This is a genomic window from Occultella gossypii (assembly GCF_019947135.1).
Taxonomy (GTDB): domain Bacteria; phylum Actinomycetota; class Actinomycetes; order Actinomycetales; family Beutenbergiaceae; genus Occultella; species Occultella gossypii.
Genome location: NZ_JAGSHT010000001.1, coordinates 160,044 through 183,835 on the forward strand (window position 1 = coordinate 160,044; position 23,792 = coordinate 183,835).

Here is a 23,792-nt window from a genome sequence, read left to right on the forward strand (position 1 = left end):
CACGCCGAGACGGAGCCGCCAATGAGGCCACAACAGCACACCACCGGTCGTCACCACGGCCCGCCGCACTGGTGGACCGCAGAACGATCGTCGACCCGAGCTTGGGACACCCCACATGCCGCAACGATGCGGCACCACCAGGAGAGGCAGTTCCGCAATGAACCAGCAACCCAACCCGTTCCACGCAATGCACCGCGCCACCTCCCGCCGTTCGTTCCTGGGCCTGGGCCTCGCAGCCACGGCCGGGCTTGCCACTGCGAGCTGTAGTAGCGATGGCAATGACACGACCGACGGGGGAGTCACCGGAGACGTCGTCTTCTGGCACCCGTACGGCCAGGAGACGCGTCAGGCCGAACTCCAGGTGGCCTTCGACATCTTCGAGGAGGAGCACCCCGGTGCGCGGGTCCAGGCCGAGTACGTGCCGTTCGGAGACCTGCCGCTGCGCTGGCCGGCGGCACAGCAGGGCGGGACCCTTCCGGACCTGATGATCAACATCCCGGAGAACATCCTGCCCATGCACATCGCCGGTGTCATCGACACCGACGCCCTCGGCTCGTTGGTCGAGGAACTCGGTGGTGAACCGTTCTTCGCCCCGGGATTCCTGGACAAGAACGGTCGCTATCAGGGCGACACCTTCGCCATCCCGCACTATGCGCACAACCGCCTGATGCTCTACCGCAGCGACCGGCTCGCGGCCGCGGGTCTCGAAGTACCTGAGACGCTGGCTGACGTCGAGGAATGCGCTGCAGCCATGAACAACCCGCCGGACTTCTTCGGATGGACGATGCCGCTGTCCCAGAACGACATCGGCGGCGGATACCTGCTCTGGATGATCACCAGGTCCAACGGCGGCAGTCTCGTGGACCCGGAGGGCAACCAGTTCTGGGCCTCCGACGAGGTGCGCGCCGCCGCGGACTACCTCGGCCGAATCGCGAGCCAGTACGGTCCGACGTCGGCGGCGACCACGGCGATCGGGGACACGTTCAACCGGTTCCACGACGGCACGGCCTCGATGGTCGTCGACACCGCGGCGAACATCGCCGTCGCGAACAGCACCGAAGGTCTCGACCCGGAGCTCGTCGCGTCCCTGAACGGGACGCACATCCCGGCCGGGACCCAGCCCGGCCACATGGTGGGATCGGTCGCCATGACGATTCCGGTGGACGCGAACGTCGCGGCCGCGCACGAGCTGGCCAAGGTCCTGTACCGACCGGAGGTCCACCTGGACTTCCTCCTGTCCATCCCCATGTTCCACTTCCCGGCCACCACCAACATCGACACCGATGCGTTCTTCGGCGAGCCGCTGATCGCCCAGTACAAGGACACCGTGGTGGCGCAGACCCTCGCCGGGATCGACGAGGGATCCGTGGCCGGGTTCGAGGACGGGCCGAACCCGTTCATCGGTCCGATCCTGGACGCCAAGATCTCCGAGGTGATGATCCAGGACATCGCCTTCGGGGGCATGGGCGTCGATGCCGCGCTGGAGAAGGCCGCAGCCGCCGCCGACGAGATCGTCGCCCGCATCCAGAGCCAGATCAGCTGAGCCGCGGGCGAGTGAGGGTGTCCACCACGGTGACCGCTTCAGCCACGCAGGGAGGGCGGGTTCCGGCGCGGGAGCCGGACCCGCCCGGGGACCGTACGGTCCTCCGACGCGCCGGGCGTTTCGTCGACCGGCACTTCGCGGTGCTCCTCGTGGCGCCCGGTCTGATCTGGATGATGGTCCTGCTCGTCTATCCGGTGGCGCTCAATCTCTACTACAGCGTCACGAACAAGAGTTTCCAGTACCCCAACACCAGCGTGGTGGGGTTCGACAACTATGCGGCGTTCCTATCCGATCCGGAGTTCTGGCGGGCCGCCGCGAACTCGCTCATCTGGACCGCGGCCTCCATCGTGGGGCAACTGGCGATCGGATTCGTGGCGGCGTTGGCCGTCGAAGGCCTTGCCCGGGGGCGGGCCGTGGTGCGGCTGCTGCTGATCGTGCCGTGGATGTTCTCGTCCATCGTGCTGGCCGCGGTCTGGCGACTGATGCTCGATGAGCTGAGCGGCGTCACGAACGCCGCCTTGATGGCGATCGGGATCATCGACCAACCCATCGCCTTCTTCGGTGACGGCGCCTACGCCTTGGGGGCGGTGATCGTCATGAACATCTGGTTCGGTGCCCCGTTCATGTTCCTGGCGTTCCTCGCCGGGATGCAGACCGTGTCCCAGGACCTCTATGAGGCGGCCGTGACCGACGGCGCCGGGTACTGGCGCCAGGTGTGGCACATCACGCTGCCGGCCCTGCGACCGGTGGTGGGCACACTGGTGATCCTGCGGACGATCTGGGTGATGAACAACCTCGACTTCGTCTATCTCACCACCGGCGGCGGTCCACGTGACGCCACGATGACCTTGCCGTTGTACGCGTTCCGGGTGGGATGGGCACAGTTCGAGGTCGGACGGATGGCCGCCGTCTCCGTCGGGATGATGATCGGGCTGCTCGCGCTGGCCCTGATCCTGTTCCGGCTGATGCCGATCGAGGGCGAAGAGGACAGGAACTGAGATGCCACCTATTCCCAAGCGCCGCACCGCCACGTCGACCGCCGCGGTGGACGGCTTCGTGATCGCCCTCGCGGCGGTGTCGGTGTTCCCACTGTTCTGGATGATCTCCACGGCGTTCAAGCCGTTCGACGAGATCTACCAGTTCCCGCCGGCGTTGTTCCCCTCCCAGGTGACGCTCGGCCAGTTCGAGCGATTGTTCGGGGTCTCCTCCGGATTCACTCGGATGATCGGGAACAGCATCCTGGTATCCACGACGACCACGCTGATCACCATGGTCCTCGCCGCGATGGCGGGCTACGGGCTCGCCAAGGGAAGGTTCCGCGGGCGTCGGCTGCTGCTCCGCAGCACCCTGCTCGCGTATGTGTTCCCACCGATCCTGCTGGTGGTGCCGCTCTTCGGCATCCTGGCGGATCTCGGTTACGCGAACACGCTGCCTGGGCTCATCGCGGTGTACCTGATCATCACGTTCCCGTTCGCGGTCTGGTTGCTCACGAGCTACTTCGCCACCCTGCCGACGGAGCTGACGGAGGCGGCACGTATCGACGGGGCGAGCAACATGCGCGCGTTCTGGTCGATCGCGCTACCGCTGACGCGCCCCGGGTTGGCCGCCGTCGCGATCTTCACCTTCATCAACACGTGGAACGAGTTCCTGTTCGCCTTCGTGATCGTGGGTGGGGGGCAGAACCGGACCGCGTCCGTGGGGCTCTCGGCCATCCTGCGCGGCGCCGAGGGCGCCGAGTACGGGGTCCTGATGGCCGGCTCACTGATCGCGATGATCCCGATCATCATCCTGTTCGTGTTCGCCCAGAAGCACATCGTGGCGGGCCTCACCGGCGGAGCCGTCAAGGGCTGAACCTGCCCGTAGATCCCCGGCCGCGGACACCGTCCAGGCCCCACATCAGAGGAGGACTCGCATGATCAAGATCTCTGCGCACACCATGGCCACCCCCGAGGAGACGCTGCCGGAGGCCATCGACCTGTTCGCGGAACTCGGCTTCGACGGTGTGGAACTCATCTGCGCGGACGACTACCCGTGCGGGATCGGCACCGACGTCCAGGCGGGCGAACTGAGAACCGTGCGTCGTGCCATCGAGGACCATGGCCTCGAGGTCCCCAATCTGGTCCCCTACGTCCGCGAGATCAACGTCATCGACGCCCAGGTGCGGCGCCGATGCATCGACGATCTCCTGCGGTGCATCGACTTCGCGGTGGCACTGGGTGCTGCCTCCGTGCGGATCTGGGCCGGGACCGACCCCGAACCTGGTCACGAGGACGAGCAGTACGCGCTGCTCATCGACAGCCTGCAGCAGCTCGCGCCGGTCGCCGGCGCCGCAGGAGTGGTGCTGAGCGTCGAGAACCACATGGGTTCCCACGCGATCACGGGTGCGATCACGGCCGGCATCGTCACCGACGTGGGCTCGGCACACGTCGGCGTTCTGTATGACCCTGCGAACCTGCTGGTGCTCGGCGATTCCGACTATCGGGCCGCTCTCGAGGTGCAGCTCCCGCACATCACGCACGTCCACTTCAAGGACGTGGACGTCCTGGGTGACAACCGGCACATGCCCAGGATCGTCGGTGAGGGTGAGGTTCCATGGGCGGAGATCCTCCCGGCGCTGTCCGCCGCGGGTTACGACCGGTTCGTCACCACCGAGTATGAGAAGCGATGGCATCCGGACGAACTCCCGCCCTCCCGCGAGGGGCTGGCGCACGAACTGGCCGCTGCCCGCAGGATGCTGGACCTGACCGGTGGTCGGGATGAGTGAGGCCGCGCGTGGGGTACCACGATGAAGGTGGCCGTGATCGGCTGCGGTCTGATCGGCGGCATCTATGCCCGCGTGATCCGGGATCTGGGCCACGACGTGGCTGCGGTGGTGGACCTCGATCCGGACCGGGCCCGGGCTGTGGCCGAATCCGCCTCCGCTCGCGCCTACGGGTCGGCGGACGAGATGTTCGCCGTTGAGAAGGACGTCGCTGCGGCCGGGATCAGCACGCCACCGAGTCTGCACCCGGCCCTGGTGGGACTGTGTGCCTCGCGTGGCATCTCGACCCTCTGCGAGAAGCCGCTCGCGCTTGATCTGGTGGGCGCAGAGGAGGCTCTGCGGGAGTGTCGACGTTACGGCACCCGGCTCGCCATCGGGTTCAAGATGCGCTTCGAACCGCTCTTCCGGCGGACCAAGGACCTGATCGACGCGGGCACCATCGGGCGCCTGCGCCACCTCCACCTCACGCACTACCAACCGATGCACGGCCAGGCATGGGGCCGCGCCGAGGGTGTCACGCTCGAGGTGCTCGCGCACGCCGTCGACCTCAGCCGGTGGCTGTTCGCGCAGGAGCCGACGGCGGTGCAAGCCACGCTCGGCGGCTTCACCCCGGAGGGTGGCGACGGCACCAGCCGGGTGCGCCTCGTGTTCGGGCCGGACCGCGACGCCGGCATCGCGGGCGGTTGGCTGCCCGACTACCCGGCCGTCGGGGGCAGGGACGATCACACACTGCTGGCCGTGGGGGAGCAGGGGTACATCCGAGCGGTGCGGCCCGGGTCGCTGACCGTGCACGCCGCGTCCGGCCAGGTCACCGAGACGGTGGGCGAGGCCGACTACGACGGACCGTTCGCCCGGGAATGGTCGGCCTTCTTCAGCCTCCTCGCCGGAGGCGACCCCGGTGACCTCGCGATCGAGGCGGATGCCCTCGCCGTGCAGCGCATCCTGGAGACCGTGCGCACCAGCCACCAGGGCTGGTCCCGGTAGCGGGCCAGGTCCCGCAACCAGCCGACGCCCTCCGGCGTCGGCGCGGACCGGGGGACGGTGACCGCGCGTCCTGCGACCGTGCGGATCGCAGGTGGTGCCCCGAGTGGGATTCGAACCCACACTGGATCGGGTTTGAGCCGAACGCCTCTGCCGGTTGGGCTATCGGGGCCAGTGCGCCGCATCACTGCGATCTCTGTCGTGCCATTCTGGCACAGGCATTAGGCTAGGCGATCGTGAGCACGGATGAGACCACCGGCGGGAAGCCGGGCAAGAAGTCGTCGAACGACGCAGATCTCCTCGACCTCGACACGGCCCCTGCGGCCGAGCCGGCGGCGAAGCCCAAGGCGGGGCGGATCCGACGCGTGGTCGTGGCCGAGGACGAGGCACTGATCCGCCTCGACGTGGTCGAGACCCTCAACGAGGCCGGGTACGAGGTGGTCGGCGAGGCCGGTGACGGCGAGACCGCGGTGCGGCTGGCCACCGAGCTCGAACCGGACATCGTCGTCATGGACGTGAAGATGCCCATTCTGGACGGGATCTCCGCCGCCGAGCGGATCACGAAGGCCAGGATCGCCCCGGTCGTGCTGCTGACCGCCTTCTCCCAGACCGAACTCGTGGAGCGTGCCCGGGACGCCGGCGCCATGGCGTACGTCGTCAAGCCGTTCACCCCGAACGACCTGCTGCCCGCCCTGGAGATCGCCCTCTCGCGGCACCAGGAGATCGCGGCCCTGGAGTCCGAGGTCGCCGACCTGACCGACCGCTTCGAGACGCGCAAGCGGGTGGACCGGGCCAAGGGTCTGCTGATGACGAAGATGGGCTTGTCCGAGCCGGAGTCGTTCCGGTGGATCCAGAAGACCTCGATGGACCGGCGCCTCACCATGCGTGAGGTGGCCGACGCCGTCATCGCACAGGTCGGCGCGGGCAAGGACTGACGCACGCAACGGCCGGCGACCCGCGTGAGCGCACCTGCGACCACGGTCGTCGGCCGTCGTTGTGCCGGTTCGGTCCATGCCCGGGTTTCATTCGTTCGAATGCAAATCGGGACTTCTGCCCGTGGCCCCAACGGGCGTATGGTGGGGGCCGACCTCGCTGGAACGGACGACGAACGGTGGTGAGACGGTTGGTTCGGATGGGTGGTGTGACCGCACGGGTGGCACACGCTGAGGACCTCGAGGCCGTCCTCCCCGTCCTCCGGGCCGCGCGAGCCGACTCGCCGCTCGGTGTCCAACTGATCAACCCCGACTCCGGGGCCCTCAACGAACTCCTGCGGGCGTGGTTCGGGATGGAGAACTCCAGCCTGATCATCGCCGAGGTGGACGAGACGATCGTCGGGCTGGCCCTCGTCCAGCAGATCGACGTGAACCTGTTCTCGGACATCGCGTACATGCACATCGAGGCGCTCTACGTCGACAACGAGCATCGACGGCGGGGCGTGGGTCGGGCGCTGATGCACCAGATCGCGGTGGTCGCCGCCCGCTGCGCCGGCGAGCGCGTCGTGACGATGCCGCTCACCGGCGCCCGCAGCGAACAGCGCTTCCTCTCCGGGCTCGGGTTCATCCCGGCAGGTTCCCGTCGGATCGCCGAGACCGCCGCACTGCTGCGGCGGCTGGAGCAGCCGGCCGGCGGCCGTGACAAGAGGGTCCGCGGCATCGACGAGTTGATCGCCCGCCGTCGGCGGTCCCGTGGGCTTCCCGAGACCCCGCCCCGTGGGCTCAGCCTGGTGGACCTGGCCGACCGTGCGGAGCGGACCGACCGGGCCGATCAGGACGGGGCGTCGAGCAGCATGCAGGTCAACCGGGAGGTGCAGACCCGCCGCCCGGACTCGTCCGCCACCGCGATCTCGTAGGTCGCCGTCGAACGGCCCAGGTGGATGGCCGTCGCCGTCCCGGTCACCCAGCCCTCCCGTGCGGCCCGGTGGTGGGTGGCGTTCAGCTCCAGCCCGACGGCGTAGCGCCCCGGGCCCGCGTGCGCGACCGCCGCGAAGGAGCCGAGGGTTTCCGCCAGCGCCGCCGTCGCCCCGCCGTGCAGGAGTCCTACCGGTTGCGTGTTCCCGGCCACCGGCATCCTGCCGACGGCCCGGTCCGCGCTGATCTCGAGCATCTCGATGCCGAGCTTCTCGATGAGCGTGCCCCGGGTCAGGTCGGCCAGGTCCGCGATGTCAGTCATGACGCATAGGGTGGCACCTGTGAGTGAGAACGTGCGACCCAAGCTCCTGCTGATCGACGGGCACTCGATGGCGTACCGCGCCTTCTTCGCCCTTCCCGTGGAGAACTTCTCCACCTCCACGGGGCAGGCCACGAACGCCGTCTACGGGTTCACCTCGATGATGATCAACCTGCTCCGCGACGAGGAGCCCACGCACGTCGCCGTTGCGTTCGACGTCTCGAGTCAGACGTTCCGCAAGGAGACCTACGCCGAGTACAAGGGCACCCGGAGCGAGACCCCGCAGGAGTTCCGCGGGCAGATCCCGCTGATCGAGGAGGTCATGGCCGCGCTCGCAGTGCCGACCCTGGGCAAGGAGGGCTTCGAAGCGGACGACATCCTTGCCACCCTCGCCACCCAGGCCAGTGCCGCCGGGCTGGACGTGCTCATCTGTTCCGGGGACCGGGACACCTACCAGCTCGTCGGGGAGTCGGTCACGGTCCTCTACCCGCGCAAGGGGGTCTCCGACCTGGTCCGGATGACCCCGGAGGCGGTCACCGAGAAGTACGGTGTCACGCCCGCGGAGTACTCGGACCTGGCCGCACTGGTGGGGGAGACGAGCGACAACCTGCCCGGGATCCCCGGCGTCGGCCCGAAGACGGCGGCGAAGTGGATCAACACCCACGGCGGGCTCGAGGGCATCATCGCGAACGCCCCCGCGATCGGCGGCAAGGCGGGGGAGAACCTGCGGGCCCACCTGGACCAGGTGATCCTGAACCGGCAGCTGAACCACCTGCTCCGGGACATGGAGCTGCCGCTCGGCGTCGACGACCTGGCCCGCCGCCCGTTCGAACGGGAGAAGGTGCATCAGGTCTTCGACGCGCTGGAGTTCCGGGTGCTGCGGGACCGGCTGTTCGAGATGACCCCGCAGGACGCCGAGACCGAGGCGGCCGAGGGCTTCGACCTGGACGTCACCGCGCTCGCACCGGGTGGCATGTCCGCCTGGCTGGAGGCGCGCGCCGGTGCCGAGGTGGGGCTGGATGTGCGCGGCTCCGCGGCGCAGGGCACCGGGGACGCGTGGGGTCTGGCACTGGCGGCCGACGGCGGCTCCGCCCTCACGATCGACCTCGCTGACATCTCGGTCGAGGACGAGACGGCGCTCGCGGCGTGGCTCGCGGACCCGGCCGCACCCAAGGTGGTGCACGAGGCCAAGTCCGCATGGCACAGCCTGGACGGACGCGGGTTCGTTCTCGACGGCATCACGTTCGACACCGCCATCGGTGCCTACCTGTGCCACCCGGACCAGCGCAGCTTCACGCTGGCGGACCTGTCCGTGCGGTACCTGCACCGTGAGCTGCGCGCCGGCGAGGAGGACTCCGGGCAGCAGATGCTCGTCCTGGAGGGGCCGGCCGAGGATGAGATCGGCGCCGTCCGGGCCGCCGCCGTCCTCGATCTGGCCGCGGCCCTGCGGACCGACCTCAACGAGCGCGGTGCGGCTGAGCTGCTCACCGATCTCGAGCTGCCGGTGGCTGCGGTCCTCGCCGAGATGGAGAAGGCCGGCATCGCCGCGGACGTCGACTACCTCACCGAGCTCGAGAGCCAGTTCGGGGACGCGGTCACCGACGCCGCGACCAAGGCCTACGAGGTGATCGGCCGCGAGGTGAACCTGTCCTCCCCGAAGCAGCTCCAGGAGGTCCTCTTCGACGAGCTCGGGATGCCGAAGACCCGCAAGACGAAGACCGGGTACACCACCGACGCCGACGCCCTCGCGGACCTGTACGCCAAGACCGAACACCCGTTCCTGGAACACCTGCTCATCCACCGGGACCAGATCCGGCTCCGGCAGACGGTAGAGGGGCTCCTGCGCACCGTGGCCCCGGACGGTCGGATCCACACCACCTACTCGCAGACCATCGCGGCCACCGGCCGGCTCTCCTCGGCGGACCCGAACCTCCAGAACATCCCGATCCGCACCGAGGAGGGGACCCGGATCCGGGCCGCGTTCGTGGTCGGCTCCGGCTACGAGAACCTGGTCACGGCCGACTACTCCCAGATCGAGATGCGCATCATGGCGCACCTGTCCGGGGACGCCGGCCTCATCGAGGCGTTCCGGTCGGGGGAGGACCTGCACTCGTTCGTCGGGTCGCGGGTGTTCGAGGTGGAGCCGGACGAGGTCACGGCCGCGATGCGCTCGAAGATCAAGGCGATGTCCTACGGCCTCGCCTACGGTCTGTCCGCGTTCGGGCTGTCAAAGCAGCTCAAGATCGAGACGTCCGAGGCGCGCACCCTCATGGACGGCTACTTCGAGCGCTTCGGCGGCGTGCGCGACTACCTCGCCTCCGTGGTCGCGCAGGCCCGCACCACCGGCTACACCGAGACCATCCTCGGCCGCCGCCGGTACCTGCCGGACCTCACCTCGGACAACCGGCAGCGCCGGGAGATGGCCGAGCGGATGGCCCTGAACGCGCCGATCCAGGGCAGCGCCGCGGACATCATCAAGGTCGCGATGATCGGGGTGGAGCGGGCCCTGCGGGAGCAGGGGCTGAAGTCCCGGCTGCTGCTCCAGGTGCACGACGAACTCGTCGTCGAGGTCGCGCCCGGTGAGGCAGAGGCAGCGGAGGCGGTGCTGCGCGAGCAGATGGGCGCCGCCGCGGACCTCGCCGTGCCGCTGGACGTGTCCGTGGGGACCGGGAAGAGCTGGCGCGACGCCGGTCACTGAGTCCGTCCTCGCGCGCCGAGCTCAGGCAGGCAGCCGGGCCTGGAGGATCACGGTCCCGGGTAGTAGGGCGCCGCGCTCCGGGCCCCACCCGCCCCACACGTTCGTGTTGTCAGCGGGCCACTCCGGCTCGAGGAGACCGGAGATCACGAAACCCGCGCCGACGAGGTCCCGCACGTGGTCACCCAGGGTCCGGTGGAACTCGGCGTACAGGGGCTCACCGGCGTCGTCGGTCTCGACGTAGGGCGTGCGGTCGAAGTAGGACCGGACCGCGGTCAGCCCGTGCGTGCTCGGGTCGTCGGGGAAGGCCCACCGGATCGGGTGGGTCACCGAGAACACCCACAACCCACCGGGGCGCAGCACCCGCGCCACCGCTGCGTGCACCCGGTCGGCGTCGGGCACGAACGGCAGCGCCCCGAACGCCGTGAACACCACGTCGAACGAGGCGTCCGCGAACGGCAGGTCGCGGGCGTCGGCCACCACGGTGGGCACGGCGATCCCGGTCGCGGAGTCCAGCGCCGCGGCCGCCGCCACCATCCCGGGCGCCACGTCCGTGGCGACCACGTCCACCACTCCCCGCGAACGCAACCACCGGGAGCACTGCGCCGCCCCGGCGCCGACCTCCAGCACCGAGCGGGAGGCGAGGTCCGCCGTCGGCCCCAGCAACTGGGCCTGCTCCTCCCGCAACCCCTCGGGGCACCAGCAGAAGTCGGCCGCACCCAGGAACTCGCCGTGCTCGTCCAGGTACTCCTGCGCACCCTCGCTCCACCAGGCGGCGTTCGCGCCGGCCGCCCGGCCGCCGTCGACCAGCTCGTATCCGGCCCGCGCCAATGGCCCGCGGTGATCGGTGCCCATGGGTCCTCCCTCGTTCGGCGTCAGCCTAGACTCGGTCCCGGGCGGCCCTGATGCCGAGCGACCAGCCGACGCGAATCGACATCAGGGAGTGGCCATGCGCATCGGACTGATAACCGGGGGCGGCGACTGCGCAGGACTGAACGCCGCGATCCGTGCGGTCGTCAAGCACGCGCACGGCTCCTACGGACACTCGGTGATCGGCTTCCGCAACGGCTGGCGCGGCGTGGCCGAGGGCGACGTCCGCCCCCTCGCCCGCGATGACATCCGCGGCGTACTGGCGCTCGGCGGGACCTTGCTCGGCACCGCACGGTTCCACCCGCACTCGGAGCCCGGCGGCATGGACGCGGTCCTGGCGACGCTGGAGGCGGAGCGGATCGACGCGATGATCTGCGTCGGCGGGGACGGCACGTTGCACGCGGCCAGCGTCGTGGCCGAGCACGGGGTGAACGTCATCGGGATCCCGAAGACCATCGACAACGACGTCGAGGGCACGGACGCCTCGATCGGGTTCGAGACCGCCGTGCACGTGGCCACCGAGGCGATCGACCGCCTGCACACCACCGCCGAGTCACACAACCGGGTCATGGTGGTCGAGGTGATGGGCCGGCACGCAGGGTGGATCGCCGTGCAGGCGGGCATCGCCGGAGGCGCCGTTCGACATCGACCGCGTGGTCCGCACGCTCAAGCACCGGCACCGGGCGCACGCGTCGTTCTCCATCGTGGTGGTGGCCGAAGGCGCGGTGCCCGCCGAGGGCACGTCGCTGGAGTTCGAGACCCGGCTCGGCCCGCACGGCGAGATCATCGCCGGCTCCACGGGGGAGCGTGTCGCCGCCGAGATCGCCGCGCGGACCGGGTTCGAGACCCGCGTCACCGTGCTCGGTCACGTGCAGCGCGGCGGCACGCCGCTCCCGGGCGACCGGATCCTGGCCTCCCGGTTCGGCTACGCCGCGGTGGAGGCCCTCGCCCAGGGACGCAGCGCCGTCATGACCGCGCTGCGCGGGGACCGGGTCGAACTGGTGCCGCTCAGCGAGGTCGCGGGCCGGCTCAAGCGCGTACCGGACGAGCTGATCGCGGTCGCGTCCGCGCTCGCGTGAGCCGCAGCGGCCGGCTGTCGTGGCCGACGACGAGGCTGGTAGCGATGCCTGGCCGGACACGATAGACTAGTAGACGGCTTTTCGTGCCCTCCTGCGCCGCCCGGCGATCGGAACACCGGTCACCATGGAACACACGGTTCGCGGGGGCTACGCGTGCCACCATCCCCTGTCCGCACTATTCCTGTCCACATCGGAGTCCAACACTCTATGACTATCACCACCCCCGCCACGACGACGGTCCCGCAGGTCGCGATCAACGACATCGGCTCGGAAGAAGACTTCCTCGCAGCCGTCGATGCGACCATCAAGTACTTCAACGACGGAGACATCGTCGAGGGCACCGTCGTCAAGGTTGACCGGGACGAGGTCCTCCTCGACATCGGTTACAAGACCGAAGGCGTCATCCTTTCCCGCGAGCTCTCCATCAAGCACGACGTCGACCCCGATGAGGTCGTCTCCGTTGGTGAGCGCGTCGAGGCCCTCGTCCTCCAGAAGGAGGACAAGGAGGGTCGTCTGCTCCTGTCCAAGAAGCGCGCGCAGTACGAGCGGGCCTGGGGCACGATCGAGAAGATCAAGGAGGAGGACGGCGTCGTCACCGGCACCGTCATCGAGGTCGTCAAGGGCGGCCTCATCCTCGACATCGGCCTGCGTGGCTTCCTGCCCGCCTCCCTCGTGGAGATGCGCCGCGTCCGCGACCTTCAGCCGTACATCGGCCAGGAGATCGAGGCCAAGATCATCGAGTTGGACAAGAACCGTAACAACGTGGTCCTGTCTCGTCGCGCCTGGCTCGAGCAGACGCAGTCCGAGGTTCGTTCCACCTTCCTGCAGACGCTGCAGAAGGGCCAGGTTCGTCCCGGTGTGGTCTCGTCCATCGTCAACTTCGGTGCGTTCGTGGACCTCGGCGGCGTCGACGGTCTCGTGCACGTCTCCGAGCTGTCCTGGAAGCACATCGACCACCCGAACGAGATCGTGGAGGTCGGCCAGGAGGTCACCGTCGAGGTCCTCGACGTCGACTTCGACCGCGAGCGTGTCTCCCTGTCGCTGAAGGCGACCCAGGAGGACCCGTGGCAGGCCTTCGCCCGCACCCACGCCATCGGGCAGGTCGTGCCGGGTAAGGTCACCAAGCTCGTTCCGTTCGGTGCGTTCGTGCGCGTCGAGGACGGTATCGAGGGTCTGGTCCACATCTCCGAGCTGGCCCAGCGCCACGTGGAGCTGCCGGAGCAGGTCGCGAAGGTCGACGACGAGGTGTTCGTCAAGGTCATCGACATCGACCTCGAGCGTCGCCGGATCTCGCTGTCCCTCAAGCAGGCCAACGAGGGCGTCGACCCCAGCAGCGACGACTTCGACCCGTCCATGTACGGCATGGCGGCGGAGTACGACGAGCAGGGCAACTACAAGTACCCCGAGGGCTTCGACCCGGAGACGAACGAGTGGCTCGAGGGCTACGACACCCAGCGCGAGGCATGGGAGGCGCAGTACGCGCTGGCCCAGGCTCGCTGGGAGGCCCACAAGCAGCAGGTCGCGGCGGCCATCGAGGCCGACGCCGACCCGGGCACCTCCTCCAGCAGTTCCTCCTCCTCGTCCTCCACCTCCTCGGACTCGGGCTCGGACTCCTCGTCCTACAGCTCGGCTCCGGTCGAGGCGGCCGGCACGCTGGCCTCGGACGAGGCCCTCGCCGCGCTGCGCGAGAAGCTGACCGGCGGCTGATCCAGCCCCACGCAGTACCTCGACGGCCCGTCACCCCGCACCGGGGTGGCGGGCCGTCGGCCTAGGCAGGGCTCTGCGTGGCCAGCGATGGTCAGCATCCCTCGACCGCCGGCGGCCGTCCCCACCGCGCCGGCCCCGGCGACGGCGTCTATACCCGCCACCGCGAGTGCGGGCACGACGAGGAAGACTCAAGTGGCCCTGGTCGCGGCACGCTGGCGTCGTACGACGGCGTTGTAGTACTCGACCAACGCCTCCAGACCGGCGTCCAGGTCGCGAGGGTCCGACTCGGGTAGCATTGTCTGCTCCCACGACCAGAGTCGGCGCCTCGCATGCTGGAAGTCCTCGTCCTGGACCAGGTCGATCGTGCGGCGTAGCGTCTGCTCGTCGGCTTCCAGGGTGTCGCGAGCCGGAGTCGTAGTCGGATCCCGTCGGATTTCACGCCGGGCGGTGCCGGAGGCAACGCGGCCCCGTCGCTGCTGCCGGTGAGGGCTCCCGCCTCGTTTCGGGTCTGGAAAGGCTGCCGCCCTGTCGCGCTCGAGTCCAACCCTCGTGTCCCTTGAAGGCGGTGTGCACCTTTGGTTGCTCGAGGACCGCCGACCCGAAGCGGTCATCCGATTCGCCCATGAGCCTGGCAAGGGGGTAGGTGGGTCATCGTCGCCCAGTTGGGTGACGCGTAGGGCCAGCAACCCCGGGTCCCAGCCCTCGCGCTCCCACCGGGCGTGCTCCGCGTCGTCGTCGGGAGATGGAATTACCAGCACGTCGAATGTCAGTAGATCGGTGATGAGCCGGCCGAGGTTCTGATGAGCCTGCATCGAGTACGTGCCCCAGCGCGGCCGGTTCTCTAGCCACCGCTCAACCCAGTCAGTCATGTCGGCTCCCCGCGCTGGACGGCAGGAACCCGAGCATGAGGCTACCTCGGTGGAGGCGCCGGAGCCCGGGAGCCAGCGGGCACGCTGGCCAGACCGGGCTGTGCGAACCGACCCGGTGCGGCAGCCCTCGGCGTAGACTCGCTCCGGCGCGCACGTCCCCGAAACGGGGACTGTTCCGGGCCGAGGTGGCCCACATCCACAATGATCGTGCTCATCGGGGGATTCGGTCCCATGAGTGAGTTCCTCGTCCATGAAGCGCAGGTCGACGGTCCGGCTGCCCACGTCCTGGTGGTCGGGGTCGGGAACTACCCGCACCTGCTCGGCGGCAGCGGGCCGATCTCCGCTAAACATGGCGGGATGGGGCAATTGACGTCGTGCCCGGAGTCCGCCCGGGCGTTCGCGGCCTGGGCGATCGCCGAGCTCGACACCCCGGTGCCCCTCGGCTCCGTGACCCTGCTGCTGTCGGAGGCCGACCCGAGCCCGTTCCTGCATCCCACGACCGGCGCAAGGTTGGCCGTGGCCCCCGCGACCGCCGACAACGTGGAGACGGCACTTTCGCAGTGGCGTGCCCGGGGTGACGCGGGAGCGGGGGAGCGGCTCGTCCTGTTCTTCTCCGGGCACGGGATCGCCGCCGGCGCCGACCTCACCCTGCTCGCCGAGGACTACGGCGCCAAGCCGCACAACGCGCTGGACGGCGCCGTCGACTTCCGCAACGTCGTCGCCGCCATGGACCAATGCCTCGCCAGGGAGCAGCTCTACTTCGTGGACGCGTGCCGGGTCGGCTCCTTGGCGTTGCTGAGCGCAGGGAGCAACAACGGCCGCCCGATCTTCCAGCAGGACCTGCTCGCGCCGGCCCAGCCGCAGATGCGCCGAGCGCCCGTGTTCTACGCGGCGCTGCCCGGTACGAGTGCCTACGGGATCCCGGGCCGACCCAGCGTGTTCACGCGGGCACTGCTGGCCGGGTTGCAGGGTTACGGGGCCGACGACTTCGACGGCGGGGACTGGCAGGTCACGCCCTCGCGACTGCAGGACGCCCTCGAGGTCCTCATGGCGTTGGAGGCCCCCGAGTTGGGACGGCTGCCAGTCCCGGCGGCCGAGCACCATGGCAGGGTCGTCATCCGTGCGCTGGCCGAGGCCCCGGACGGGCTGACGATCGTCGAGTGCGACCCGCGCGAGGCCACGGAGGCGGCGTCCTTCGCCTGCTTCGAGAACGACCTCGAACGGGCTCGGCGCGGTCCCGCGAAGCGGGCCTGGACGGTTCCGCTGCCAGAGGGGCGGTACCGGTTCGTCGCCGAGTTCGCCGACGGCTCCTTCCGGCGCGAGGAGGTCGAGCGACGGGTGCACCCGCCGCTCATGCGCATCCCCCTGAGGGTCCGGCCATGAGCGAGTTGCTGCTGCGGGTCGACAAGTACCTCGACGGCGCCGAGGTCCCCCACGGGGCCGTCGCGCAGGTCCTCGCGTTCGACTCCCGCGGCGGGCGATCGCCGGCGGCGGACGTGCGCGACGTCGTCGTTCCGGTCGGCGGGAACGTGGCCCCGGCGTCGATCCCGGTCGAACCTGGGGACTACCTCATCGAGGTCCTGTTGCCCAACGGTGAGCGAACGAGCGCCGAGGTCAGGGCTGGAGAAGCACCCGTCAGCGTGGACCTGGCCGTGACGCACTCGCCGCGGGAGTGGCTGAGCTGGCAGCACCTGGTGGGAGGGGTTCCCCTCCGCGAGAACATGCGGCCGGGCCGGGGCGCCGGACCGGTGCGGCTGGAGTGGCTGGAGGGCCTCCCCCGAGGGCGCGTCGGCCTGGCCGGTCCTGGCTACCCGTGGCGGGCGGTCCTCGCGATCGTCACCGGCGCCGAGCCCGCGCCGGAGGGCTTGGCGGTTGCCCCGCTGACCGGTGAGTCCGGCTGGCAGCTCTACCGCTTCGGAGCGGCCGGGGCCCTGAAGTGGCTGGATCAGGAACCGGAACCCGGCGGGCCGATGCGCCGCCGTTACCTGGTGGCACGCAGTGGCGCAGATGTGTCGCTCGTGCCCGTGCCGGTGCCGTGGCCCATCACCTCGGGCGGCGCCGCGGTCGTCGACGTGCTCGTGCGCGACCAGCCGGACGGCGCACGGATCCTGATCTCGCCGATGGACCAATACATCGCGCCGGTGATCGGGTTCTTGAGTGCGGGGTCGGCGCAACCCGCGCGGGTGCTCGTCGACCACGCCAGGTCTCGGCTGTTCGAGAAGATGGTGAATCCGTTCGCGGCCGCCGCGGGCGGGTACGTCCTGCTCGCCACCGAGGAGACGGGCGACACCGCGTGGCATCCGTTGATCGCGAACCTGGCCGCGCGGTTCGACTGGCTGCCCGACGGCGCCGTCCTGCAGGGCCGACTCCTGTTGCGGCACCGGAGCGGCAGCGCCGACGTGCACGCGGCCCGCGATTCCTTCATGGAGGCGTACCGGCGTGGCCTGCCGTTCTACACGCTCGGCCTGCAGTGGCTCGTCGACGGCCTGCGCACCTTCGCCGGCACCGGCGACGAGGAGGCGGGGCGGATGCTCGCCACCGTGCAGGAGGTGGCGTGGCACGCCGACCTCGCCCAGCCGTTCGCGACGCTCCGCTCGGGCACCGGATGAGCCGGACGTTCGCCGTCGAGATGCTGCCGGCCCGGGAGGGGGACTGCCTGCTCGTCTCCTGGGGCGACGTGGACCATCCGCACCGGCTCCTGATCGACGCGGGGCGGGCCGGCACACGCCGGGCCATCCGGGACCGGTTCGCCGCCGCATCACCGGATGAGCGTCGGCTCGAGTTGCTCATCGTGACCCATGTCGACCGCGACCACATCGAGGGCGTACTGCCGCTGCTGTCCGACCCGGATCCGCCGATCACGTTCCGGGACGTCTGGTTCAACGGGTATCACCACCTCCACGACGGCAGGATCGAGACCTTCGGTCCAGTCCAGGGAGAACGGCTGACCCGGCTCCTGGAGCGGCCCGACACCTCCTGGAACGGTGCTTTCGGAGGTCGGTCCGTCGAGGTGACCCACGCCCCGGAGCCCGTCACCCTCGCGGGTGGGTTGACGCTGCGGGTCCTGGCCCCGGACCGCGACGATCTGGAACGGTTGATCCCCGTCTGGGAGCGGGAGTGCCGGCGAGCCCGCCTGACCCCGGGCGGTGAGGAGTCCACCGCCGTCGACATCGAGGCGCCCCTCGGGTACGAGTCGTTCGGCCCGATCGACGTGCCGGGTCTCGCCGCCGTGCCGTATATCCCGGACCCGAGCGAGGCGAACGGCTCGAGCATCGTCGTCCTCGCCGAGTACGAGGGCCGGCGCGTGCTGCTGGCCGCCGATGCGCACGCCGAGACCCTCGTGCGGGCGCTCGCACCGCTGGCGGCGGAGAGCGGGTCCCGCCGGGTGATGCTCGACGCGGTCAAGGTCCCGCACCACGGGAGCCGGCACAACCTCTCGCGTGAACTCGTCGCTCTGCTCGAGAGTCCGCGCCTCCTCATCTCGACGAACGGCGCCCACCACCAGCACCCGCACGACGTGGCACTCGCGCGCATCCTCGCCGACGGCGGGCAACCGCACCTCGTGTTCAACTACCGCACGGCGCAGACCCTGGTCTGGGACGACGACACACTCCGGGCGCAGTGGCTCTACACCACCTCGTACCCGCCAGCAGGGCAGGACGGAACGAACGCCGTCGACCTGTGTGCCGACCCCGACGACCGGCGGCCCGATACGACAGTGTGAGCCGTAGAGTCCTGTTGTGCCCACCGTTCTGCTCACCGGATTCGAACCCTTCGACGGCGCCACCAGCAACCCCTCGATCGAGGCAGTGCGACTGGTCGATCGCGACTGGGACCGTGCCGAGCGGCTCGTCGTGGCCGAGCTGCCCGTGGCCTACGCCCGGATGGGCGCCGACCTGGACGTCCTGCTCGCCGAGCACCATCCGGACGTCGTCATCGGCGCGGGCCTGGCCCCCGGTCGGGACCGGGTCGGCCTCGAGCGCCTCGCGGTGAACCTGTGCGACGCCCGGATCCCCGACAACGACGGGGCCCAGCCCGCCGAAGCCCCGGTGCTGGCCGGGCAACCCACCGCGCTGTTCACGTCGCTGCCGGTCAAGGCCACCCGCATGCTGCTGGCGGACGCCGGCATCGAGGCGGAGCTGTCGATGACCGCCGGCACGTTCGTGTGCAACGCGATGTTCTTCCGCGCGGCGGCGTGGGCCGGCCTTGCGCTGGGCCGTCGCGCCGGTTTCGTGCACGTGCCGATGCCCGACGGCGTCGGCTCGCCCGATCTGGCGACGCTCGCCCGCGCGGTGCGCGTCAGCGTCGACGCGGCGCTCGACGTCGACGCGGAACTGCAGGTCGCCGCTGGCGACACCGACTGAGCGCAGCGCCATCCGCCCACCTCACCAGGGCGCCACCGCACCTCGTAGGGTGGTGCCCGTGCTACATATCGGCCTCACCGGGGGCATCGCCGCCGGCAAGTCCACGATCGCCGCGGTCCTCACCGACCTGGGCGCCCACCTGATCGACGCGGACGTGATCGCCCGCGAGGTGGTCGAGCCGGGCACGCCGGGCTTGTACGCCGTGGCCGGGGCGTTCGGCGACGATATATTGACGGCCGACGGCACCCTGGACCGGCCCGCTCTCGGCCGGGTGATCTTCGGTGACGACGCCGCCCGGGCCCGGCTGAACGCCATCGTGCACCCGCTCGTCGGCGAGGCCACGAAGGCCCGGGTGCGGGCGCTGCCGTCGGACGCGATCGTGGTCCACGACGTCCCGCTCATCGTGGAGAACGGCCTCGCGGCCAACTACCACTTGGTCCTGGTGGTGGGCGCGTCCGAGGACGTGCGCCTGAACCGGCTGGTCACCGACCGCGGCATGACGCCCGAGGACGCCCGGGCGCGCATCGCGGCTCAGGCCGACGACGGTGCCCGGCGCCGGGTCGCCGACGTATGGATCGACAACGAACGACGTCCGGACGAGGTGCGCACCGCCGTCGGGCAGTTGTGGAGGAGACGGATCGCGCCGTACGCGCGCAACCTCGAGGCGGGTGCCGTGGCGGCCCGATCCGGGCCGGCACTGCTGTTCGAACCGCCCGAGCCGCCGCGTACCTGGGTGGCGCAGGCGGACCAGATCCTCGCCCGGCTGCGCCGCGCCGGCGGGGAACGGATCCGCTCGGCGGAGCACATCGGGTCCACCGCCGTGCCGGGGCTGGCGGCCAAGGACGTGCTCGACCTGCAGCTCGGTGTGGACACCCTCGCGGATGCGGACCGGATCGCCGAGGCGCTAGGCCGGGCCGGGTTCCCCGTGCGGGCGGGGGAGTGGGCAGACACCCCGAAGCCGAACGAACCCGATCCCCGCCGGTGGGACAAGCGGCTGCACGGCAACGCGGATCCGGGCCGGGCGGTGAACCTGCACGTGCGGGTGGTGGGCGGACCTGCCTGGACCTACGCCCTGGCCTTCCGGGACTGGCTCCGCGCCGACGATGCCGCACGCGAGGAATACGCGGCACTGAAGCGCCGAACCGCGGCCGGCACCGCCGACACCCGCGCCTACGCGGCCGCGAAGGAGCCCTGGTTCACCCAGGTCTGGCCCCGCCTGCAGGAGTGGGTCGCCGCCGAACGGTGGCAACCACCGGCCCTGTGATCGACGCATCGGCGCTCCCGTGCGCGACCGGTGATCGGCACGGGAGCGCAGTGCGCTTATGCGGTGAGCTGGGTCAGGCGAGCGACGCCGTCAGCGTGATCTCGGTGGCAGCGAGGGCCTTCGACACCGGGCAGCCCTCCTTCGCCGCGACGGCGAGCTTCTGGAAGTCCTCTTCCGAGAGGTTGTCGACCGTTGCCGACACGGTCAGGTGGATGCCGGTGATCGCGGCCCCGCCCTCGGCGCCCGGGTCGAAGGTGACCTTCGCTCCGGTGTTGATCTGCGTCGGCGGGGTGCCGTTGGAGTCGAGCACGTTCGAGAACGCCATCGAGTAGCACGCGGCGTGCGCGGCACCGATGAGCTCCTCGGGGTTGGTGGTGCCGCCGTTCTCCTCGGTACGGGCCTTCCAGTTGATGTCGAACGTCGCGAGCTTGGAGCTGTCCAGGCTCGCTGAGCCCGACCCCTGGAACAGGTTCCCGGACCAGGATGCGCTTGCGCGGCTGACGAGTGCCATCTGTCGATTTCCTCCTTCGCCCGCCCGGACGTTCCGTGCGCGGCGTCGTGAGCCAGTCTGCCTCGCCGGCCGCCTTCGCGACAGCGCGGTTCACGACCCGGGCACACCGACGTGATCGCGGAGGAATCGGGCGACGTCCGCCAGCTCGGCGGCGGCGACGCCGTGGCCCGCCCCGGGGTACCGGCGCTCGGTGAGGTCGACGTGTGAGGTGAGGAACGCCGTCGTGCGCATCACGGCGTCCGCGGTGATGACCGGATCGGCATCGTCACGGCCCCAGAACACCGGCGGGCGGATCTGCGAGAGGGCCTCGTCCCCGGCCACCAACCCACCGGCGGTGAAGCCGGACAGGACGACGCCGCACGCGTAGTCCTCGGGGTTGTGGCGCAGCAGGTGGGTCACCATCGCGCCGCCCTGGGAGAATCCCAGCAGGGCCACGGGCCCCGGTGTACGGACCCGCGCGTGCGTGTGCTCCAGCCACCGGCGGATGCCCCGCACACCGGCATCCAGGTAGGCGGGGTCCGGCCGGCCGGGGTCGGTGATCGGGAACCAGGCGTAGCCGCGGCCGGCCCCGACGTCGACCGGCAGCGGTGCCCGCAGGCTGGCGATCACGAACTCCGCCGGCAGGTGCGGCATCAGGCCGGCGAGGTCGGCCTCGTTGGAGCCGAAGCCGTGCAGCAGGACGAGCAGCGGCCGCTCGTCGAGGGCGGCGTTGACCCGGTTCTGTGGTACCGACCAGACGGTCGCCCCGGCGTCCAGCGGCAGGGTCTCGGGGCGCAGTGTCGACATGGCGGAAGTCTGGCACGCCTGCGTTCGGCCGACGGCGTACCGGTGCCGATCGATGAATGTCACCGGTCCGACGTACCTTTGTGTCATGCGCCCTGTCACCGATCTGCAACGGACCGTCGCCCCGTTCGAGGTGATCTCCGAGTACACCCCCTCGGGGGACCAGCCGACCGCCATCGCCGACCTCACGGAGCGGTTGAAGGCCGGGGAGAAGGACGTGGTGCTCCTCGGGGCCACCGGTACCGGGAAGTCGGCGACCACGGCCTGGCTGATCGAGCAGGTGCAGCGGCCCACGTTGGTGATGGCGCCGAACAAGACCCTGGCCGCCCAGCTGGCCAACGAGTTCCGCGAGCTCCTGCCGAACAACGCCGTCGAGTACTTCGTCTCCTACTACGACTACTACCAGCCCGAGGCGTACGTCCCGCAGTCGGACACCTACATCGAGAAGGACTCCTCGATCAATGACGAGGTCGAGCGGCTGCGGCACTCGGCTACGAACAACCTGCTCACCCGGCGCGACGTCATCGTGGTCGCGTCGGTGTCCTGCATCTACGGTCTTGGCACCCCGCAGGAGTACGTGGACCGGATGGTGCCGCTGCGGGTCGGGGACAGCATCGACCGCGACGACCTGCTCCGCCACTTCGTGACCATGCAGTACACCCGCAACGACATGGCCTTCACCCGGGGCACGTTCCGGGTCCGCGGGGACACGATCGAGATCATCCCGGTGTACGAGGAGCTCGCGATCCGGATCGAGATGTTCGGGGACGAGATCGAGTCCATCCAGACGCTGAACCCGCTCACCGGCGAGGTGGTGCGCTCGGAGACCGAGACGCACCTGTTCCCGGCCACCCACTACGTGGCCGGACCGGAGCGGATGGAGCGGGCCATCGGGACGATCGAGGTCGAGCTCGCCGAGCGCCTGGCCGAGTTCGAGGCGCAGGGCAAGCTCCTGGAAGCGCAGCGGCTGCGGATGCGCACCACCTACGACATCGAGATGATGCGCCAGATCGGATCCTGCTCGGGGATCGAGAACTACTCACGGCACATCGACGGGCGCGAGGCCGGCTCCGCCCCGCACACACTGCTGGACTACTTCCCCGAGGACTTCCTGCTCGTCATCGACGAGTCGCACGTGACCGTGCCGCAGATCGGGGCGATGTTCGAGGGGGACTCCTCGCGCAAACGCACCCTGGTGGAACACGGGTTCCGGCTGCCGAGCGCGATGGACAACAGGCCGCTGCGCTGGGAGGAGTTCCTGGACCGGATCGGGCAGACCGTGTACCTGTCCGCCACCCCGGGCTCCTACGAGCTGTCCCAGTCCGACGGCGTCGTCGAGCAGATCATCCGGCCCACCGGGCTGGTGGACCCGAAGGTGGTGGTCAAGCCGACCCAGGGTCAGATCGACGACCTGCTCGCCGAGATTCGGGAGCGAGCGGGCCGCGACGAGCGGGTGCTCGTCACCACGCTCACCAAGAAGATGGCCGAGGACCTCACCGACTACTTCCTGGAACGGGACGTGCGGGTGCGTTACCTGCACTCTGAGGTGGACACGCTGCGTCGGGTGGAGCTGCTCCGCGAGCTGCGCTCGGGGGTGTTCGACGTGCTCGTCGGGATCAACCTCCTGCGCGAGGGTCTCGACCTCCCGGAGGTGTCCCTGGTGAGCATCCTGGACGCGGACAAGGAGGGCTTCCTGCGCTCGTCCACATCCCTGATCCAGACCATCGGGCGGGCCGCGCGGAACGTGTCCGGCGAGGTGCACATGTACGCGGACTCGATCACACCGTCCATGAAGATGGCTCTGGAGGAGACCGACCGGCGCCGGGAGAAGCAGGTCGCCTACAACACGGCGAACGGCATCGACCCCACCCCGCTGCGCAAGCGGATCGGGGACATCACCGAACTGCTCGCCCGCGAGGAGATCGACACCAAGGAGCTCCTGGCCGGTGGCTACCGTCAGCAGGGCAAGGGACGCGGCGGGAAGGCGTCTGCGCCCACGTCCACCCGGGAGAAGCTCGCGGGGGCGGCGGCGTCGGATCTCGCGGACCTCATCCAGGAACTGAACGATCAGATGCACGCGGCCGCGGAGGAACTGCAGTTCGAGCTCGCGGCCCGGCTCCGGGACGAGGTCTCGGACCTCAAGAAGGAGCTGCGGCAGATGATGCAGGCGACGGCCTGAGACCGCGGCCGTCCCGCATT

19 protein-coding genes, 1 tRNA gene and 1 pseudogene are annotated in these 23,792 nt (G+C 69.9%); 16 read left to right on the forward strand and 5 right to left on the reverse strand.

What is annotated here, in order from left to right; all coding sequences use genetic code 11:
- The first annotated feature begins 157 nt into the window (after positions 1–157).
- The 5 genes from KCQ71_RS00790 (at position 158) to KCQ71_RS00810 (ending at position 5,288) form a co-directional block, all read left to right on the forward strand.
- Complete coding sequence (locus tag KCQ71_RS00790; protein ID WP_223401755.1) at positions 158–1,543, forward strand: ABC transporter substrate-binding protein; 1,386 nt, start codon at positions 158–160, stop codon at positions 1,541–1,543.
- Positions 1,544–1,572: 29 nt separating this feature from the next.
- Entirely contained in the window at positions 1,573–2,541 is a 969-nt protein-coding gene (locus tag KCQ71_RS00795) for a carbohydrate ABC transporter permease (protein WP_223401757.1), read from the forward strand.
- Position 2,542: 1 nt separating this feature from the next.
- Positions 2,543–3,394 carry a carbohydrate ABC transporter permease gene (locus KCQ71_RS00800; RefSeq protein ID WP_223401759.1) on the forward strand — a complete coding sequence of 284 codons (852 nt, stop codon included), beginning with the start codon at positions 2,543–2,545 and terminating at the stop codon, positions 3,392–3,394.
- Between the two features lie 61 nt (positions 3,395–3,455).
- Positions 3,456–4,307, forward strand: a complete 852-nt coding sequence (locus KCQ71_RS00805) for a sugar phosphate isomerase/epimerase family protein (protein WP_223401761.1) — start codon at positions 3,456–3,458, stop codon at positions 4,305–4,307.
- Positions 4,308–4,328: 21 nt separating this feature from the next.
- Positions 4,329–5,288: a Gfo/Idh/MocA family protein gene (locus KCQ71_RS00810; RefSeq protein ID WP_223401763.1), complete on the forward strand. Its 960-nt coding sequence runs from the start codon at positions 4,329–4,331 to the stop codon at positions 5,286–5,288.
- Between the two features lie 92 nt (positions 5,289–5,380).
- On the opposite strand, the gene KCQ71_RS00815 is transcribed toward KCQ71_RS00810, so the two are convergent.
- Positions 5,381–5,457: transfer RNA gene (locus KCQ71_RS00815), tRNA-Leu, on the reverse strand.
- Positions 5,458–5,641: 184 nt separating this feature from the next.
- Here KCQ71_RS00815 and KCQ71_RS00820 point away from each other — a divergent pair.
- On the forward strand, positions 5,642–6,220 hold the full coding sequence (locus KCQ71_RS00820) for an ANTAR domain-containing response regulator (RefSeq protein WP_223401908.1): 579 nt from the start codon (positions 5,642–5,644) through the stop codon (positions 6,218–6,220).
- Between the two features lie 206 nt (positions 6,221–6,426).
- Positions 6,427–7,134 (forward strand): GNAT family N-acetyltransferase, encoded by a 708-nt coding sequence (locus KCQ71_RS00825; RefSeq protein ID WP_223401764.1) that lies wholly within the window; start codon positions 6,427–6,429, stop codon positions 7,132–7,134.
- On the opposite strand, the gene KCQ71_RS00830 is transcribed toward KCQ71_RS00825, so the two are convergent.
- Positions 7,050–7,454 carry a PaaI family thioesterase gene (locus tag KCQ71_RS00830; RefSeq protein ID WP_223401766.1) on the reverse strand — a complete coding sequence of 135 codons (405 nt, stop codon included), beginning with the start codon at positions 7,452–7,454 and terminating at the stop codon, positions 7,050–7,052. The two genes, KCQ71_RS00825 and KCQ71_RS00830, sit on opposite strands and share 85 nt — an antisense overlap.
- Here KCQ71_RS00830 and polA point away from each other — a divergent pair.
- The gene (polA, locus tag KCQ71_RS00835; protein ID WP_223401768.1) at positions 7,453–10,149 is read left to right on the forward strand and encodes a DNA polymerase I; all 2,697 of its coding nucleotides are present in this window, start codon (positions 7,453–7,455) and stop codon (positions 10,147–10,149) included. The two genes, KCQ71_RS00830 and polA, sit on opposite strands and share 2 nt — an antisense overlap.
- A 21-nt stretch (positions 10,150–10,170) precedes the next feature.
- On the opposite strand, the gene KCQ71_RS00840 is transcribed toward polA, so the two are convergent.
- A complete protein-coding gene (locus KCQ71_RS00840; RefSeq protein WP_223401770.1) occupies positions 10,171–11,001 on the reverse strand; it encodes a class I SAM-dependent methyltransferase in 831 nt (276 codons plus the stop codon).
- A 94-nt stretch (positions 11,002–11,095) separates the two neighbouring features.
- Here KCQ71_RS00840 and KCQ71_RS00845 point away from each other — a divergent pair.
- From KCQ71_RS00845 to coaE, 7 genes and pseudogenes are all read left to right on the forward strand, one after another.
- Positions 11,096–12,095 (forward strand): annotated as a pseudogene (locus tag KCQ71_RS00845) (6-phosphofructokinase).
- A gap of 207 nt (positions 12,096–12,302) precedes the next feature.
- Positions 12,303–13,802, forward strand: a complete 1,500-nt coding sequence (gene rpsA / locus KCQ71_RS00850) for a 30S ribosomal protein S1 (protein ID WP_223401772.1) — start codon at positions 12,303–12,305, stop codon at positions 13,800–13,802.
- Between the two features lie 1,100 nt (positions 13,803–14,902).
- The gene (locus tag KCQ71_RS00855) at positions 14,903–16,054 is read left to right on the forward strand and encodes a caspase family protein (RefSeq protein WP_223401774.1); all 1,152 of its coding nucleotides are present in this window, start codon (positions 14,903–14,905) and stop codon (positions 16,052–16,054) included.
- Positions 16,051–17,280, forward strand: coding sequence for a hypothetical protein (locus KCQ71_RS00860; protein WP_223401776.1), 1,230 nt, complete (start codon positions 16,051–16,053; stop codon positions 17,278–17,280). Before KCQ71_RS00855 ends, KCQ71_RS00860 begins: the two co-directional genes overlap by 4 nt.
- Positions 17,277–18,395, forward strand: coding sequence for a ComEC/Rec2 family competence protein (locus KCQ71_RS00865; protein ID WP_223401778.1), 1,119 nt, complete (start codon positions 17,277–17,279; stop codon positions 18,393–18,395). The genes KCQ71_RS00860 and KCQ71_RS00865 overlap by 4 nt, the downstream gene beginning before the upstream one ends.
- Before the next feature lie 16 nt (positions 18,396–18,411).
- Positions 18,412–19,035, forward strand: coding sequence for a pyroglutamyl-peptidase I (locus tag KCQ71_RS00870; RefSeq protein ID WP_223401780.1), 624 nt, complete (start codon positions 18,412–18,414; stop codon positions 19,033–19,035).
- Positions 19,036–19,093: 58 nt separating this feature from the next.
- Positions 19,094–20,299, forward strand: coding sequence for a dephospho-CoA kinase (coaE, locus tag KCQ71_RS00875; protein ID WP_223401782.1), 1,206 nt, complete (start codon positions 19,094–19,096; stop codon positions 20,297–20,299).
- Positions 20,300–20,372: 73 nt separating this feature from the next.
- Here the strand turns inward: coaE and KCQ71_RS00880 are convergent, their stop codons facing one another.
- Together KCQ71_RS00880 and KCQ71_RS00885 are read right to left on the reverse strand one after the other, a co-directional pair.
- Positions 20,373–20,810, reverse strand: a complete 438-nt coding sequence (locus tag KCQ71_RS00880) for an OsmC family peroxiredoxin (RefSeq protein WP_223401784.1) — start codon at positions 20,808–20,810, stop codon at positions 20,373–20,375.
- Between the two features lie 90 nt (positions 20,811–20,900).
- A complete protein-coding gene (locus tag KCQ71_RS00885) occupies positions 20,901–21,596 on the reverse strand; it encodes an alpha/beta hydrolase (RefSeq protein WP_223401786.1) in 696 nt (231 codons plus the stop codon).
- Positions 21,597–21,681: 85 nt separating this feature from the next.
- Between KCQ71_RS00885 and uvrB the strand changes: the two genes are divergently transcribed.
- Complete coding sequence (uvrB, locus tag KCQ71_RS00890) at positions 21,682–23,772, forward strand: excinuclease ABC subunit UvrB (protein WP_223401788.1); 2,091 nt, start codon at positions 21,682–21,684, stop codon at positions 23,770–23,772.
- The last annotated feature ends 20 nt before the right edge of the window (positions 23,773–23,792 follow it).